Annotated in this window: 14 protein-coding genes and 1 pseudogene; 1 reads left to right on the top strand and 14 read right to left on the bottom strand. The window is 27.5% G+C overall.

From position 1 onward, the window contains the following. Positions 1 to 165 precede the first annotated feature (165 nt). The 13 genes and pseudogenes from A500_RS16850 to A500_RS16910 all read right to left on the bottom strand — a co-directional run bounded on the left by A500_RS16850 (position 166) and on the right by A500_RS16910 (position 16173). Complete coding sequence (locus A500_RS16850; protein WP_016208776.1) at positions 166 to 915, bottom strand: response regulator transcription factor; 750 nt, start codon at positions 913 to 915, stop codon at positions 166 to 168. 11 nt (positions 916 to 926) lie between these two features. Next, the gene (locus A500_RS16855) at positions 927 to 2678 is read right to left on the bottom strand and encodes a cache domain-containing sensor histidine kinase (RefSeq protein ID WP_016208777.1); all 1752 of its coding nucleotides are present in this window, start codon (positions 2676 to 2678) and stop codon (positions 927 to 929) included. A gap of 677 nt (positions 2679 to 3355) precedes the next feature. Further along, on the bottom strand, positions 3356 to 4957 hold the full coding sequence (locus A500_RS16860) for a CTP synthase (protein ID WP_016208778.1): 1602 nt from the start codon (positions 4955 to 4957) through the stop codon (positions 3356 to 3358). A 167-nt stretch (positions 4958 to 5124) separates the two neighbouring features. After that, positions 5125 to 5427 carry a hypothetical protein gene (locus A500_RS16865; RefSeq protein ID WP_016208779.1) on the bottom strand — a complete coding sequence of 101 codons (303 nt, stop codon included), beginning with the start codon at positions 5425 to 5427 and terminating at the stop codon, positions 5125 to 5127. Between the two features lie 188 nt (positions 5428 to 5615). Then, on the bottom strand, positions 5616 to 6032 hold the full coding sequence (locus A500_RS16870) for a YwiB family protein (protein WP_016208780.1): 417 nt from the start codon (positions 6030 to 6032) through the stop codon (positions 5616 to 5618). A gap of 196 nt (positions 6033 to 6228) precedes the next feature. Continuing rightward, a complete protein-coding gene (gene spoIIR / locus A500_RS16875; protein ID WP_016208781.1) occupies positions 6229 to 6891 on the bottom strand; it encodes a stage II sporulation protein R in 663 nt (220 codons plus the stop codon). 58 nt (positions 6892 to 6949) lie between these two features. Next, on the bottom strand, positions 6950 to 7792 hold the full coding sequence (gene ispE, locus A500_RS16880) for a 4-(cytidine 5'-diphospho)-2-C-methyl-D-erythritol kinase (protein ID WP_016208782.1): 843 nt from the start codon (positions 7790 to 7792) through the stop codon (positions 6950 to 6952). A 118-nt stretch (positions 7793 to 7910) separates the two neighbouring features. Beyond that, positions 7911 to 10538, bottom strand: coding sequence for a cyanophycin synthetase (cphA, locus tag A500_RS16885; RefSeq protein ID WP_016208783.1), 2628 nt, complete (start codon positions 10536 to 10538; stop codon positions 7911 to 7913). Next, a pseudogene (locus A500_RS16890) lies at positions 10519 to 11354 on the bottom strand (cyanophycinase). The gene cphA and the pseudogene A500_RS16890 overlap by 20 nt, the downstream one beginning before the upstream one ends. A gap of 150 nt (positions 11355 to 11504) precedes the next feature. After that, positions 11505 to 13088: a DUF3794 and LysM peptidoglycan-binding domain-containing protein gene (locus tag A500_RS16895; protein WP_016208784.1), complete on the bottom strand. Its 1584-nt coding sequence runs from the start codon at positions 13086 to 13088 to the stop codon at positions 11505 to 11507. Positions 13089 to 13462: 374 nt separating this feature from the next. Then, a complete protein-coding gene (locus tag A500_RS16900; RefSeq protein WP_008676552.1) occupies positions 13463 to 13699 on the bottom strand; it encodes a Veg family protein in 237 nt (78 codons plus the stop codon). 406 nt (positions 13700 to 14105) lie between these two features. After that, complete coding sequence (gene yabG, locus A500_RS16905) at positions 14106 to 14996, bottom strand: sporulation peptidase YabG (protein ID WP_016208785.1); 891 nt, start codon at positions 14994 to 14996, stop codon at positions 14106 to 14108. Positions 14997 to 15171: 175 nt separating this feature from the next. Then, complete coding sequence (locus A500_RS16910) at positions 15172 to 16173, bottom strand: CotS family spore coat protein (protein ID WP_016208786.1); 1002 nt, start codon at positions 16171 to 16173, stop codon at positions 15172 to 15174. A 105-nt stretch (positions 16174 to 16278) separates the two neighbouring features. Here A500_RS16910 and A500_RS16915 point away from each other — a divergent pair, with 105 nt between their 5' ends. Further along, entirely contained in the window at positions 16279 to 17397 is a 1119-nt protein-coding gene (locus A500_RS16915) for a glycosyltransferase family 4 protein (protein WP_016208787.1), read from the top strand. A 144-nt stretch (positions 17398 to 17541) separates the two neighbouring features. Here A500_RS16915 and A500_RS16920 read toward each other — a convergent pair whose 3' ends face one another. Then, positions 17542 to 18498, bottom strand: coding sequence for a CotS family spore coat protein (locus A500_RS16920; protein ID WP_016208788.1), 957 nt, complete (start codon positions 18496 to 18498; stop codon positions 17542 to 17544). Positions 18499 to 18500 lie beyond the last annotated feature (2 nt).

Consider the following 18500-nt stretch of genomic DNA (forward strand, 5'->3'; position numbering starts at 1 on the left):
ATAATTATACAATAAATTAACCTTTACTTATATAGAGAATTAGTTAGATTAATTAAATTATTAATTTATTTGGATTATTAATTTTATTTATCAAATATGTTTTTTTATATCTATTTATAAAATATTGATTTTTTATAATTTATTTGACATTTAGTTATAAACTTATCAATACCTATCTTCTTCTGGAGAAACTCCAGTGTATTTCTTATAATTCTTAGAAAAATACCCTGCATTAGAATATCCTACTTCAGATGCAATCTGTGATATTTTCATATCTGTATTTTTTATTAATTCTTTTGCTTTTTTAATTCTATATATTGTTAAATAAGTACTAAAATTTTCTCCTACCTCTTCTTTAAAAAGTCTTGAAAAATATTCATGAGATAGATATATATGTTTAGCTACATCCATTAAAGAAATATGATTCTTATAGTTATTATCTATATACTTCAACGCCTTATCAATTGATCTAGAATAAGATTTGTTTTTATTTATATCTTTTTTCTCTAATCTTTGCTCTTTAGTATTATCTCCTATAGCTTTTATTTTATTATTTATCTTAGTTAATATTTCGCTTAATTCCTTGGGTCTAATATCTGATTTTATTAAATACTCATAGACTCCGCAACTTATTGCTTCCTTTGCATATGAGAATTCAGCAAAATTAGTTAATATTATTATATAAATTTCCGGAAATAACTCTTTTATTTTTTTAGATAATTCTATTCCATCCATAACTGGCATTTTTATATCCGTTATTATTACATCAGGCTTAGAGTTTAAGGCTAATTCGTAAGCTTCCTTACCATTATTCACGCTACCTATAACATTAAATTCTTCCGATATATTTTTTATAGTATATCCTATCCATTCCCTTATTGGAGCTTCATCCTCTACAATTAATACATTTAGCATAAAAACCCTCCTTATTTAGGTAATTTAAATATAACTTTAGTTCCGATTCCCTCTTTGCTACTTACTTCTATTCCATATTCTTTACCATAGTTTAACTGTATTCTCTCGTGAACATTTATCAACCCTACTCTATTTATAGATTCTTTATTATTAAAAACCTTGTCTATTTGGCTACTGCTCATCCCCTTACCATTATCGCTTATTTCTATAAGTATATTTTGATTTTCTATATATCCCTTTATTTTTATTTCACCTTTTCTATTCTCACCTTCCATGCTATAAAAAATTGCATTTTCTACAATTGGTTGTAATATTAATGCTGGAACCATTGTATGTTTTATTTCATTATCTATATCTATATTTACAACAAAACTATCTGGATATCTTATTTTCTGAAGATCCGTATAAGTCTTGATCATTTCTATCTCATCTTCTAGAGAGATTAATTCACTAGCTTTTGGTAATATACTTCTTAAAAGCTTAGAAAACTTATATAACATCTCTTCTGCTTCTTCATTTTTATTCATTGATACAAGAAATCTAACGCCACTTAATGTATTATATAGAAAATGTGGATTAATTTGAGCCTGAAGAAAACTCAATTCTGCAATACGTTTTTGCTTTTCTTTTTCCTTTATCTCTTCTATAGAGTCATCTAGCCATTTAACCATATTATTAAAAGATTCCTCTAAATCACCTATTTCATCATTTCTATCAATTTCAACTTTAACTTTTAAGTTTCCTTTCATTACTTTTTCTATTGTATTTTTTATATTAATTACAGGTTTAGTAACCCAAACAGAAATCTTATATACTACTACTGATGAAACTATTATTACTAAAGCTAAAGTCAAAAGAAACTTTTGTGTTATTTGTTTTATAGGTTGTCTAACTATATGTAATGGTATTTCCTCTATTATAGACCATTCATATCTATCTAATGTATCTATTAACTTCATATAATCTGTATTATCTCTTTTAAATATAGAGTACCATTCTTCTGTTTTTAAATAATCTCCATAATCCAATTCTTTATAGTAATTTTTTCCTATAAGTCTTTTATCTCTTCCTGATATTATATTTCCTTCTTTGTCTATAATATAAATACTTCTTCCATCTTTGATAATTCTATTATATCTATCATATAACATTTTTTCACTTACATCCATTATAAGTACGCCTAAGGTTTCATCTGTAATCAAATCCTTAATTAATCTTCCCATTCTAAATATGCATTTGTACGGACCTATTCCATCTTCATCTTCAAATGTACTTATAAGCACGGTATTTCCATTAGCTTTTACTATTTCATTATACCAGACTTCATTTTTTATGGATTTCATTGTGTACTTATTTTTTGAATAAGTTCCAAAACTAAAACCGTTTTCAGAAATTACATATAGCTCAGGCTTCATATTATATTTTCCATATCTCCATACTTGCTCATTTAATAGACCTTCTACATATTTATCAGCATCTATTGCTTCTTGAGTATTGTTCAAAACATCTTCCTTTTTAATAGATAAAATACTTACTAACTTATTGTCTTCCACAATATTATTACCTATTTCTTCAATATTAGATAAAAGTATTGAAATATTATCTGCTACCTCTTCCAATATTTCATTATTCATTTTCCCTATTTCTATTTGAACTATATTATTAGTATCTTTTATAGACCAAGTTCCTATAATTATTGAAACTACAATTATAAATGTTACTAGTAGTAAACATAATTTTAAAGTTATACTTTTTATTTTCATTATTTAATACCTCAATACTTATTTTAGTTCACAAGGCACAGTTCACAGTTATTTTCATTTTATAGGTAACAAGGAACAGATAACAAGTAATAAGTGTAAAATATATAACAAAAATTAAGAAACATCTGTCTCTGAGCAAGTTTCAGTAGATAGGCTTTCATACTAAGTTCAATTGTAACTGCGTTCAACTTCACTAAGTGTATTCGTCAAATGAACATCTACTTCAGACAAGCTTCAGTAGATGGGCTTTCATACTAAGTTCAGTTATCGTTACACTCAACTTCACTAAGTATTCAATGCCTGCTATTTAAAACTTAAAATTTACTTGACATAAGGTAGATTTTATTTAAAAACAAATTAAGCTTTTCCTTGTATATCTAGTCATTATTTCGCCTTGAAAAATCTAATATTTCTTTCATCTTCCCTCACACCTGTTACCTGTTACCTATTACTTCATTCTAAAAACTGTGAACTGTGAATTGTACACTGTGAACTAACTAAAATTACTTCGCAATTTATTATTAATTTTACTAAACTTCTATTATCTATGTCTATGATTATTGTAATAATATTTTAATTTTCTAAATTTTCAATTTTAAGAATTAAATAAATTAATTAATATATACTGAAAAATATAAGCTAAGAACATAAAATTCTTAGCTTATTTATATTACACTTTATTTTTTATTTAATGAAGCATTAATTAATCCTATGAATAATGGATGTGGTCTGTTTGGTCTTGATTTTAATTCCGGATGGAATTGTACTGAAACGTACCACGGATGATCCTTCACTTCCACAATCTCAACTAACCTTCCATCCGGGCTTGCTCCTGTAATACTCATGCCTGCATCTGTTATAACTTTTCTAAATTCATTATTAAATTCATATCTATGTCTATGTCTTTCATATATTAATAAGTCATTATAAACATTATATGAATTGCTATTTTCATCCAATTTACATGGATATAATCCTAATCTCATAGTTCCCCCTAAGTCTTCTATATCCTTTTGATCTGGCATCAAATCTATTACTGGATATTTAGTTTGAGGATCAATTTCAGCGCTATTAGCACCTTCATACCCTAGTACATTTCTTGCGAATTCAATTACCGAACATTGCATTCCTAAACATATTCCAAGGAATGGCACATTATTTTCTCTTGCAAACTTTATAGATTCTATTTTCCCTTCAATTCCTCTATCTCCAAATCCACCTGGAACTAATATTCCATCACAATCTCCTAAAACTTCTTTACTATTATCTCTACTTACACCTTCTGCATTAATCCATTTTATTTCAACTTTGCAGTTATTAGCTAATCCTCCATGATTTAGTGCTTCTACTATTGAAATATATGCATCATGTAATTCAACGTATTTTCCTACTAACGCTATCTTTACACTTTCTTTTAGATTTTTAACCTTATTGACCATTTCTATCCATTCAGTATTGTCTATATCTCTACATCCTAGTTCTAGTTTTTCACAAACTAATCTATCTAATCCCTCTTTATGTAACATTAGTGGTACTTCATATAAATGTTCTGCATCCAAATTTTGTATAACACATTTAGCTTCTAGATTACAAAACAATCCTATCTTCGATTTTAAATCCTCTGACAATTCCTTTTCTGATCTACAAACAATTATGTCTGGCTGTATTCCTATACTTCTCAATTCTTTAACGGAATGTTGTGTTGGCTTAGTTTTTAATTCTCCTGCTTTACCTAAAAATGGAACCAATGTTACGTGAATAAAGCATACATTTTCTCTACCAACTTCATATTTAATTTGTCTTATCGCTTCAAGAAAGGGTTGTGATTCTATATCTCCAACAGTTCCACCTATTTCTGTAATTACCACATCTACTTCTTTTTCTTTAGACACTCTATAAACTCTTTCTTTTATTGCATTTGTAATATGTGGTATTACTTGAACCGTTCCACCCAAGTATTCCCCTCTTCTTTCTTTAGATATTACTGACCAATATATTCTACCTGTTGTTACGTTATTATTTTGGCTTAAATTTTCATCTATAAATCTCTCATAATGACCTAAATCTAAGTCTGTTTCTGCTCCATCATCAGTAACAAATACTTCTCCATGCTGATATGGACTCATTGTACCTGGATCAACATTTAAATATGGATCAAACTTTTGTATAGAAACCTTAAGTCCTCTATTTTTTAATAACCTTCCTAATGATGCTGCTGTTATTCCTTTTCCTAAAGAAGATACTACTCCTCCTGTTACAAATACATATTTAGTTTTCATAATTTTCCTCCAAAAAATAAATTTTTTTATTTATTCTCTTGACACTAAGTTCCCTACTTGATATAATCATAATTACCTCACTATTTATGATGGGTTCATAATGTCTAAATTCAATAAGTAGTATAATAACATAAATAAATAAATAAATCTATATATTTTTTATTTATTTATATTATTTTATTTAACCCTTCTTCTATTTTAAAATACATTTCTCTAAATTCTTTATTCACCAATATCTTTTCTTGAGCCTTATTAATATTATAATTTATACTCTTATCACTAATAATTTCTAGCATTTCTTTTACTTTTTCCCTATCTAAGCATTTATAATTTTTCAATAATAATAAAAACATATATTTATTTTCTCTTTTTTTCAACTTTTTATTTATATCACTTGCATCAATTCCTAAATGTGTACATAAAACATTTATAACTATTGCCGTTTTATCTAAATTATTTGTACTACTCATTATATCACCTCTTATTCTTTATATTATTACCAATATTTATGACATATATTCAGACGGCAGTTTATATATAATATTAATTATTCTAATTCTCCTATTAGGATTAAAGTAATTTATATATAAACTTAAAATTAAATACAAAAAAATCCTAGTAAAAAGGAATTTGTTTACCCTTTACTAAGATTAAAATTTTAATTTATTTTTACATTCACCGCCAATTTAGTTGTTATAGGCGGTTGCCCTGCAAGTTCCATTGAATATTTAGCAACGATGTCTCCACCATTTTCATCAATATCCACTTCTAAATACTCAGTATGTATTTGTAAATCCAAAACACCATATGGGGTATTGTATAAAGATATAGATGTTTCTCCTTTTTTAAAGTCCATTTTTGCGCTTGTACTACCTTCCCTCTCAAGTAATAAAGCATCATCTAGCATTGTTAATGTAGTTGTTGTACCGCTCATTCCTGATATCTCTGTTTCTTCATAAATGGCTTTAAAACCATTTTCAGTTACAAGAAATTCTCCAGGTGTTACTACTTCAATTACATCTTGCTCATCTAAGTCATTAAAACTTTTTAATGATATAATTGCTTTTTTCTTCATATTCTGCCTCCATCTACTCTATAATAATTCTTTTAAATCCTCTTATATTTGCTACTACCAATATCTTTTATAATTTCTATATTTTTGAGTTTAGCTTGTCCGATTACATCTTTTCAACTTATATATTTTTCTTTATATCATATAGTTTAAATTTATTAATAAAAATTATCAAGTTTTATATTTTTACTTTTATAGTTTATTTCTCCTTATTTCCAAATAATAATTCAATAAATTTAGATTTAAATTTAATATCACTTTTCGATTTTTTATTATCTTTTTCTCTTGTGATATTTTCTTTAATTTTGCCTGATTCTTCTGTAATCTTTTCTTTAATATCATCAGAGTCAACAGCATCTTTAGTTTCATCTACAAAACACAGCGGAGGAAACATTACACACCACCAATTTTGTCCTTCTGCATTTCCTATAAGTATTCTATAGGCTTCATACTCTCCTTGCGGAAAAACTAAATCTCCATATACTTTATCTGGAAAATTCTCTTTTGAAAGCATACTTGTTACATTATATGAATATCCATTTTCCTTAATAACATCTTCGGCAATTTTTTCTACTGTAGATTTGTTTTCAATTATAAAATCTCTAGCTTCATTTAAATCCTTGCACTCTTCTAATTGATCTGATACATACTCTATAACTCTATCTCTTACTTTTAACTTTAAATTTTGATCCTCTTCACTATCACTGTTAGCTATTACATGGAATCTTATTATTTTATTTACTATATCCTCATAGACTAACTCGTCATTTTCTTGAAAGACTTGTCCTCCGTAATAACTTGAACAGCCTGTCATATTAATAAATAAAATAACTATAAAAAAACTAATAATAATTCTTTTCATACTATAAACCCCCTTATAGCTAAATTATTGCCAAATTTAGGAGGTTTATACTTATATTTTAAACTGTTCTTGTAATAAATACATCATTATATTTTTCTTTCATTTTTTCAAAACATCTTTGAGCCTTTAACATATCATCAAAAAATGCAAAAACAGTAGGTCCACTCCCACTCATCATAGTTCCTATAGAACCATAATACCTCATTTCTTCTTTTATATTTATGAGGATTTTATGTTTTCTTAATGTTACATTTTCTAATAAATTCTTCATATTACTACATACTAGCCTTAAGTCATCTTTTTCCATAGCTTCAATTATCAAATTTGTATCAGGATGATTTCTAGCTTTTTCAATATTAAATTCCTGATATACACTTCTGGTTGACACTCCAAAAGGAGGTTTAACTAGAACTATAATTTTATCTTTAAAATTCTTTAATTCCGTTACTTTCTCTCCAATCCCTTCACATAATGCAGTTCCCCCCTTAATACAGTAAGGAACATCAGCTCCTAATTTAAGGCCCAATTCCATTAATTCTTCATTTGAAGCATTTACATTAAATAATGAATTCATTATTTTTAAGACGGTTGCTCCATCCGTGCTCCCACCTGCCAAACCTGCACAAACAGGTATGTTTTTCTTTATATATATATATACTCCATCATTTATATTATATTTTTCCTTAAATAATTTAGCTGCTTTATAAGCTAGATTTTTTTCATCAGTGGGTACATATTGTTTGTTACACTTTATAGTAATATCTTCTTTTTGTTTTTCTATTGTAATCTCATCATATAAGTCTATTGATTGCATAATCATTTCTAACAAATGATATCCATCTGCTCTTTTACCTATTATATCTAATGATATATTAATCTTAGCATAAGCCTTACTTCTCATACTTTTATTTCCTTTCACTATAGTACAAATATTTCAAAATAAACTTCAGAGTCTAACTCTGAAGTTTATTTTATTATATATTTTTTTACTTATATAGTAAACTAGGAATATCGAAAGCTTAATTTGAAATACTTTTATCTATATAACTATTCTCATCTTTGTATATAGAAAATTCATTTATTATATTAACTAATGGGGCCATATCTTCAAAAAACATTACTATAGTATCTCCTTTTTGAGAAATATTGAGAGCTTTTATTAATGCTTCTTCTTCTCTTAATACAACTTCATATTTTTTCTTAGTATCTCTTTTTTTCACCCCATCAACTATTAATTGTGCGATTTCCCCTTGTTTTCTGCCTCTTAAATCTTTATCTTCTTTTACTATTATATAATCTAAATGATGTGATGATATTTTACCTATTTCTAATGCCATATCATCACTTCTATCTCCTGGTATTCCAACTATTCCATATAACTTACCTTTATTTATATATTTTACAGCTGAAAGAACAGCATTATATCCATCTATATTATGTCCATAATCTAAAATAACGTTCACTCCATTAACATTATAACAATTAAATCTTCCAGCATTCTTATCTGAGTTTAATAAATAGCTTGTTATTCCATTTTTTATCATGCAATAATCTATTTTCAGTCCCACTAAAGCTCCACATGTTGCAAGTATATTCTCAACATTGAACATTAATTTTCCACCTAAGGTAATTGGAACCTCATCTATATTGCATATAGTATGTTTTTTGCCCTCATTAACCACTACTATATTCTTATTTTCTAAATAAACACATATATTGCTTAGCTTATTTTGTTTTAGTAACGGATTATTGCTATCCTTACTAAAAAGTATTATATTAGCTTTTATTCTATTTAAAATAGACTTGCTCCAATAATCATCAGCATTTAATACTACATAACCATCTTCTTTAACGGCTTCTCCAACTAAAGATTTTACATAACATAATTCTTCCATAGTATTTATTCCATCAATACCTAGGTGATCTTGTGTTATATTAGTTATTACTGATACATCAGCTAAATCATATGCTAACCCTTTTTTTATCATTCCACCCCTTGCAGTCTCTAAAACTGCCACATCTACATCTTTATTTATTAGTATTGACTTAGCACTTTCAAAGCCTGTATCATCTCCTGAGTCAATACACTCATCGTTTATATATATTCCACTAGTGCTAGTCATCCCCACACAGTATCCCATTTTAGATAAAGTATGACTTATAACTCTTGTAACTGTAGTTTTTCCATTAGTTCCTGTTATTGATATAACCGGTATATTATATGGATTATTGTTGTATAGCATATTTACTATTTCTTTTCCTAAATCTCTCGCAGCTCCTTCACTTGGGGATAAATGCATTCTGAGTCCTGGTGCTGCATTTACCTCCATTACTATACCATTATTATGTATTATAGGCTTCGATATATCTTCTGTGCATATATCTATACCACAAATATCTAGTCCTAGCATCTTAGCTGCCCTTATACATAAATTTATATTTTCATTACATATTTTATCCGTATAATCTACCGCTTCCCCTCCAGTAGATAAATTAGCATTTTTCCTTAAATATAATTTTTCTTTTTCTTTTAAAATATCATTTATTTCTTTACCTTGCTCATTTATATACTTTATAACTTCAGCATCTATCTTAATCTTAGTTAAAGACCTTTCATGATCCTCTCCTCTCTCCGGACTTTCATTTAGCTTATTTATAAGTTCTAATATTGTATTAATTCCATTTCCCTCAATATGCGGAGGTCTTCTGAGAGATACTGCTACTACCTTATAATTAATTACACAAACTCTAAAGTCATTTCCAACATAATATTTTTCTATGATTAAATCCTTAAACTTATCTTTTACAGATTTATATGCAATTAGTAACTCTTTTTCATTTTTTATGCTTAATATTACACCTTTTCCTTTATTACCGTATTGGGGTTTTAAAACAACTGGATATCCTATTTCCTCAGCACATTTTAATAAATCTATTATATTTCTAACCTTAAATCCTTGTGCAACAGGAATATTTTGTGTTTTTAAAAGTTCCTTTGTTAACATTTTATCGCAAGAAATATCTACAGATACACAACTTGTATTAGTACCTATTGATGACTCTATTATTCTCCCCTGCTTCCCATATCCTATTTGATAAAAGTCTCCATTTCCAAATCTTATAATTGGTAAACCAACCTTTTTAGCATAATCACATATTGCCTTTGTACTTGGTCCAATCATTTCATCTTTTAAAATATTCTTTAAATACTCTATTCTTTCATCATAATTTATTGGAATTTTATTTATTAAAGCATTTATTATATCTATTGCAAGCTTTGCACTTTCAATAGCCACATTTTCGTATAAATATTGATAAATTATATAATAATGATTTCCTTTAACTTCTCTGGACTTTCCATAATGTACATCTATACCAAGTTTATTTTGTATTGCTATAGTTATATGCTCGCATATATGGGCTAAATAAGTTCCTTCAATTAATCTTTTTACAAATCCTCTTTCTTCATCAATTCCGCATCTATGAGTATTCAATTCAGGAATCATATTAATAAGATTATCATTAAAATCTTCTATATCTTTACTTGGAGTTTCACTATAGCCTTCTAAATCTACATCCATCCTTATACACATTTTATGAGAATAGATATTTTTCCCTTTAAAGACTTTAGTCTCTATTATTTTCATTTCTACTGTTTTCCTCCTCAAAAGGTAACTTAGTAAGAAGATTAAATCTATCTCCTTCTTTTAATACATGTAAACTAACATTAAACATACTTAATACTTCATCATAATATTGCTCAGATGCATTACTATGAGTTATATTTCTGGCATCTAAAAAATAGACAGCTCCACTTCCTACAACTTGAGCTTCTCCACTGTCTTTAACTACTATAGCAGTATCTTCATCAATTCCAATTCCTAAAACTTCTGGGTTTTGAGCTATACCTGTAAGAAGCCTTCCAATTCTCCCTCTTTGAGCAAAATGTTGATCTATCATTATACCTTTTACTAAGCCTAATCCAGGCGCCATTTTTAAGGTGCATTTTCTTGGAGATTCATCATCTTCTCCTTTAACCACCATAGTATCACTCATAACTGAAGCTCCTGCTGATGTTCCAACTATTATACACCCATCTGAACTTGCTTCTTTAATAGCATCATAAATAGGTGTTCCTCCTATTAAGCTAGTTATTCTTAATTGGTCTCCTCCTGTAAAAATATAAGTGATGCTTCTTCTACAAGTTTTATATTTTCTTTATTTAAAGAATCTGCTCTTTCTTTTATATTTAATCCTTTTATTTTATTAACTCCTAATTTATTGAATATCCTAGTATATTTTTCTAGTGCTTCCTTTGGATATTCTGTTGCTATTGTAGCTATTAAAATATTATCTTCTTCTTTATTTATTGAACTACAAACTTTTTTTAGAATTTCCTTATCTCCTTCTTTATCTTCTGCTCCTCCAATTATTATTAAGTCGCCTTTAATTTTTTCTGACATTTTCTCACCTCTTATCATGCATTTCTTATTTTATCCAACCTTCCTTAATATTATTCACAAAAGTCCAAATGAAACCTTCTATAATAAAGCATAAAAAATATAGCGGCTATAGAATAAATTCAAAGAATCTATTCTATAGCCGCTAAAAAATTAGAATAATGCTCTACCTGGTATTATTAATTTATCTCCTGATTTTATGTTTTCATTTCCCTCTAATTCATTTAATCTATTCAATTCATCCATTGTAGTATTATATTTTTTAGCTAAATCCCATAATGTATCATCTTGTCCAACAACATATATAGTTACTGATGATTTCTTTTCTTTAACTTCTGAAGGTCCTTCTATTACATCTGTTACGCATTCTTTTTTCACTTTATAACAAACTTTTATAGTAAGACCAACATTAGCCTTCACTGATATGGAATTACCTTCTATACTTGCATCTATGCTTTCTAAGGAAACTTTAACTAGCGCGTTCATGCCCTTTTTAGCGCCCTTTACATCAGCTGCTGTAATAAATGGAATTTCACCTGTTATAATTCCATATCCTGATTCTTCTCCAGCAACCTTGTAAATTATAGCTGTTTTAACTACACCTTCAACTTTAACTTTATCATCATCAACCATTTTATCTGTTATTATAGGGTTTCCCATTACTGATATTATTTGCTCTATTCTATCATCTGAATTTTTTAATTCAATATTATCTTTTGCTGTAGCTTCTACATTGTTTACTGAATGTATAGCTCCAAATTCTTTCTCATCCTTTGAAATATCAATATTCATAGTAGGTGAATATGCATCTTTTAACATTTCTATCTTGTCTTTAGAATACACCTTAACGTTTCCTCTTATTACAAATTCTACATCTACTACTCTATTTTCCCCTAAATCATCTAAATTAATTGCATATTGTTGATCCTTAATATTAAGATTTAATGAGCTAATCATATCTCCTGAAATTCCTAGCATTTCTTCTTCTTTTGAAAGATAGACATCATCTTGCAATGTTATAAGCTCTTTGTTTTCTTTGCCTTTATATAAAATTTCTATTTTACAATAGCAGCCTATATATACTTTATCTTCTACAAGTTTTATTTCCTTCTTATGAACATTCATAGAGCACTTCAATATTTCTTCTATTTCTGGTTTATCCATTGTTACCTTAAGCATAGATTTGCCCATTAAATCTATCTCTTTTTCTCCCTTTACACTATTCAACATTTCATCTTTCTTCTTGATTTGTATATCTTCCTTACCTTCAATATCTTTTACATATTCAAATTCGCCATTTTTATACATTTCCCATTTTAATGTAAGAACTCCATCAATGCCTACTTTTCTTTCATTCATCCAATTAGCTTCAATATGTTCTATCTCACACTCAACATCGCATATTATATTATGTTCATCACTATTAAGATCAAGATAGTTAGCGAATTTATCAGTAAAAATAACTGAATGTATTTTATTTGTTGGTGAATCTGTTATGACTTCATCTTTAGGTAAATAAAATACTATATAAACTAGCTGACCTTCTACCATAACCTTATCACCAAGTACTTCTTTATTTGTTATAGTAGCTTTAGAATCTACTCCTAATACCTCTTTCATATCAGGATATTGTGAATCTCTTATTAAGTATTCTCCCTTTAGTACATGATTAGTTGAATTTTCCCTAAGTAATTGTTCATACCGAACCACTTCTTTTATTACATCTATCTGTGACATATAACCCCTCCCATACAATACCTATTACTAAATATATTTCTAACTGTATATATTTATTCATATTACTTTGGAATGTTTCTAAAATAAAAAGTTTAAATTTCAACAAATTTATTACTCTTATTTACAATATAGGATTTAATATCTAAAAAAATGTCGAATTTTAATTATCATTTAAAGTTTTTTGTGTTTTTTTTTAATAATATGTTGACATACAATAAAATATGTCGTATTATAAAGAAGGTTATTGACCATATAACCTCTCATAAATTCTCAATACCCTTTTATACCATAGTTGAAAGATGGAAACCCACCATCTTTCTTTTTTTATAAAACTACAAAAAATATAGAGCCTCGTTTTTTCGAAGCCCTATTCTCTATAAAGCAAAATATAACTGTACTGTCTTTGTTAATACATCTGAATAGCTGTATGTTACCGTCCTTTGAATATCATTTTCTAGCCTTACTACAAAAATGCTTGGATGAGCACTTTCTATAACTCCGTTGTTTACTAGGATCTTTTTTCTTCCACCGTTTGCCTTTAGAGTTACTTTATCTCCTATATGATCTTCTATATCCCTCTTTATAGCGGCGATAGTCTTTACTTTTTCCACATAAACACCTTCTTTCTCCTTATATTATACTCTCAAACCCACTTTTTGTCAAGTAAAATTTATATTTTATCACCTTTAATATAAGATGTCAATGTAAACTTTTACCTTTTTAACGCTATAATATACATTTATTATTATACCTATATATTGTTTTTTTATACATTTTGTTTATATATTTAATAAATTAGTAACATTTGTAGAATTTTGCAAAGAAATTTATTCAGTTCACAGCGCACAATTGACGGTTCCCAGTTTATGATGAAACCACTTCGTAGTTTCTGAATTTTAAGTTATTTTAACTCCTTTATTTTTGATATAACAATTTCTTAATTCAGCAGAGCTGAATTATTTACATAACTATGAACCGTCCCTTATTAACTGTGAACTAAAAATCTTAATTACCAATTTATATATACGGTGATCTCGGATATCCTTCTCTATATTTTCCTCTTGTTTGTAAACCACCTATTCCCTTTGTCCCTGTTATTGTATTATCTATAACATCTGTTATAGATACCACCTTATCTATTCTAGTATAGGCTATTTTTTCACATACAAATACAGGATCTAAACAGTGAATTAATACCCTATTAGGTGAACTTGCAAAATTAGCACCTGCATCTAACATACATTCATAACAACTTTGGCAGGCACCTGCAAAGATAACTAACTCATCATAACTTGAGTTATAATTTCTTAAAGCTTTAACAGCATCTATATAATATCTTGAATTTCTATAATTGTCTAAGTTTAAAAAATCATCTGTTATTCTTAAAACACTATCGTGCCCAGTTAAAACTACTATATCTGGCTTTATTTCTTTAACTAAATCAACTATAACCTCTGGTTGATTTTTTTCTGGTACAGCCCTTCCTACTGCCTCTAAAGACAACTGTTTATAAACTTTAAGGCACATTTCTAAATATTCTTTATCACCATCTATATGCAATATTTTCCCTGGCCTTCCAAACATTAATTCTTTATTTTGTTGTGCTTTAGAGGACTTACTCCCCCTTGATAAACTACCTATTTTGCTAAGAGCTTCAGTATCCCCTCTCATAGATACAGCCTTCTTTATTGCCTCATCCACTCTTGTATTTAATATTTTTTCTTTTGTTCCTACATATTGCCCATCAACCTCTTCTAAATCCTCTTTTTGAGAATCTGCTATTATTCTAATACTAATTCCTTTTAGCACATAAATAGGATTTCCATTTTCGTCTTCCTTAATATCTATTATTCTAAAGGTAATATCTTTATCATAGGATTTCCTAACTACTAAATCACCTATTTCCATTTTTCCCTCTTAGTTAATTATTTTATATTATCTTATGTCGAATTTTAATCATTTGTACATAAAAAAAGGTCATATGTAATTTTTCTTATTCAGTCGTTCCACTCTAAGTCAACGTAAACTTATATATCACCTTTCGCAAGATAGAAGAATAAAAAAAGTGCTCATAGCACTTTTTTTATTCTAAATTATATACATTTTTAAATTCTTCTAAAAACTTTAACATAGATTCTTGCTCATTTATTATTGATTCAATTTTGTTTCCAAAAGTATTTTGTCCCCAGTTGACCTCATTATAATAATATCTATTAGCAAGCCTCCAATACCGTTGAGGAAATTGTAGGTATGCATATAGAACTTTATATTCACTATCTAAAAATGGTGAAACATCATTGTATGACTCTATTATCGCTTTAGCAAAATTTATATCCCAGTCTACTCTCTTTAAAACCTTTATCATAAAATTGGATATATCAAATGTTCTTACTTCTCTTTTGCAATAATCAAAATCAATTACATTGCAATCATTGTTTCCATCTAAAATTATATTGTGATAGGTAAAATCATGATGGCAAAAACTTTTTTCATTTTCTGCTATCTCACATAATTTCATATATTCTGATTCTTCTAAAGTTTTTAAAGCTTTTTTACCTATTTCTTTATAAAACTCCATTGATTTTAAATATAGTAAATCAAAATTATTTTTATTATTTTTCTTCCTTACCATATCCCTCATTTTATCAAAGGATTTTATCCTTTTATTCATAAGGTGAGTCCATCTACCTAAATCACTTTTTAGTTTAGAATTTTCTGGAGGGTCATATCCTTTTGATGCTTCATGCAGTCTAGCAAGAGTTCTTGCTGCTAATTTCACCTCTTCTATATTATGAAAATCACATTCTCTGCCATCTATCCATTCTGATAATGTATAAAGATCTTCATTAACTAGAGCGTATGGCTCTCCATCTATGTTTAAAAAATACTTATCTACACCTTTAAACCCATTGTTTATCAGATGTTCCTTAGCTCCATAAACAAATAATAGCTTTTGAGGGCCATAATTTATCTTCTTTAAACATCTTTCTCCCTTATTAGTTTTTAAATAATATACTCCTTTATTTGCTTTTAAAACTTCAATTTTAACGTTAAATTGTCTTTCTATTTCAAATTCTCTCATCATAACTCTCACCCCCTTTATATTTATATGACTATATGTATTCTTTTATTAACATTTTATTCCTATCTTTAATATAATAAATTAAAAACAATATGAAAGGATTAAATCATGAAGATAGGCATAGATGGCAGAGCTGCAAAATGGTATAGAGGAACTGGAATTGGCACATATACTTATCAACTCATAAATAGTATAAACAAAGTTGATAAACTTAATGACTACTTAGTTTTTCTACCTGAAAACTCAGCTCTAGATTTAAGTGGCAATTTTAATGTTGAATCAGTTAAGGCCTCTTCGAATTCTAGTTTTTGGGATGAAGTTAGAATTCCTAATATTTTAGATGATACTAATATAGATATCTATCATGTCCCTCAGAATGGCGTTGGTCTTTCCACTAGTATAAATTGTCATAAAACCATTACTTTGCATGATATAATCCCATTGAGAATGCCAGAAACCGTTAGTGATCGTTATTTATATATATTTAACAACGAACTTCCTAAGATAATAAATAGTTGTGATGGTATTTTAACAGTTTCTGAATTTTCAAAGCAAGATATATCAAAAGAATTTAATTTTCCTAAGGATAAAATTTTTGTTACTCATCTTGCTGCTGAGGATATATATAGACCTTTGAATAAGCGTCAATGCAAAAAAATTATTGAAGACGAATATAGTATAGAAGATGATTTTATATTATATGTAGGTGGCTTTAGTCCTAGAAAAAATATAGTAGGTTTAATAGAATCCTTTTCTCGTCTTCCTAAAAATGCAAAAAGAAATTTTAAGCTAGTTATAACAGGGAAAAAAGGTATTTCATATGATATTTATAAAAAACGTACTATAGATCTTAATATTGAAAATGATGTTATTTTTACAGATTTCATTCCTCTTGAGAAATTACCTATTTTTTATAATGCATGTGAATTATTAGCGTATCCATCATTTTACGAAGGATTTGGTTTACCTCCATTAGAGGCAATGGCTTGTGGTACTCCCGTAATAACTTCTAATGTGACATCACTTCCTGAGATCTGTTATGATTCCGCTTTATTAATTAATCCTTATAGTATAGATGAATTAACCTGTGCTATAGATAGAGTTTTAAATGACAATTCTCTTAGGTTAAATATGATTAGTCAAGGAATAATAAAAAGTTCTAACTACTCATGGAATATAACTGCTAAATCAACTCTAACAGCTTATGAAAAAATTATACAAAATTGATATAGGAAAAATAAAAGGACATCACTATTAATTAAATAGATGTCCTTTTATTTATTTAGTAGAAATATTGATTCATTTCTACTATAAAATTTTCTATAAGGTCTTTTCTGTAATTCTCGTTACTTATTTTATCATTCAGTCTATTTAGAAATACTTCATAATCCCATTTTTTTGCTTATAATAGTAATCTCTGACTATTGTAACAAAATCTCTTGGAAAACTTATTATTGAATATATAAGTTTTATTTCTTGTTTGCTTAATTTTTCTATTGAATTATAAGAATCTAATACTAGTTTAAATTTACTAATATCATAATAACTATTTTTTATTACTCTTATAACATAATTAGCTACATCTACAGCTCTAGTATCTATTTTACAATAATCAAAATCTATTATCTTCACTCTATCCCCATCAATAATAAAATTATGGTGCGCTAAATCGTTATGACATAAAACTCTTTTATTAAAATCTTCAAGCATTGAATTATATTCACACATAGCTAAAAGTTCTATAGCCTTTTGTATTTGATATATATTATTATCAACGTTTTCTAAGAATATTTTATCGAATTCATCTTTATGTCTGAATCTTTTTACATATTCTTTAATATTATCCAAATCTTCTTTAGCTTTATTAAATTGATAGGGTAAGTATTCGCCTAAGTTTCCTTTTACTATATCTCCATTAAGCTTATTAAATATACCCTTTGATGCCTTATGCATATTTGCTATGCTTTTAGCACACATCTCAATTTCTATAGGATTAGTAAATGTAGCTTCTCTTCCTTCTATCATATCTAGCAATACATAAGTATTTTCCCTAAAATGATGAACTATTTTACCATCTTTATTTACATAATAACTAAGAACATCATTATATTCTTTATATATATAATTTAAAGCTTCATTTATAAATAATATTCTTTCTTCACTTGAATCTGTAAGCTTTAATATTTTCTTACCTTCATTTGTCAATAAAACAAAAACTTTTCTTAATGGTATTATATCTTCAATTTCTAGAGATAACTTTGCAAAAAATTCTTCACTTAAATCATACTTACATAATATATCTCTATCAATATATCTAAATTTATTCATCT

The sequence above is a fragment of the Clostridium sartagoforme AAU1 genome, from assembly GCF_000401215.1.
Classification (GTDB): Bacteria; Bacillota; Clostridia; order Clostridiales; family Clostridiaceae; genus Clostridium; species Clostridium sartagoforme.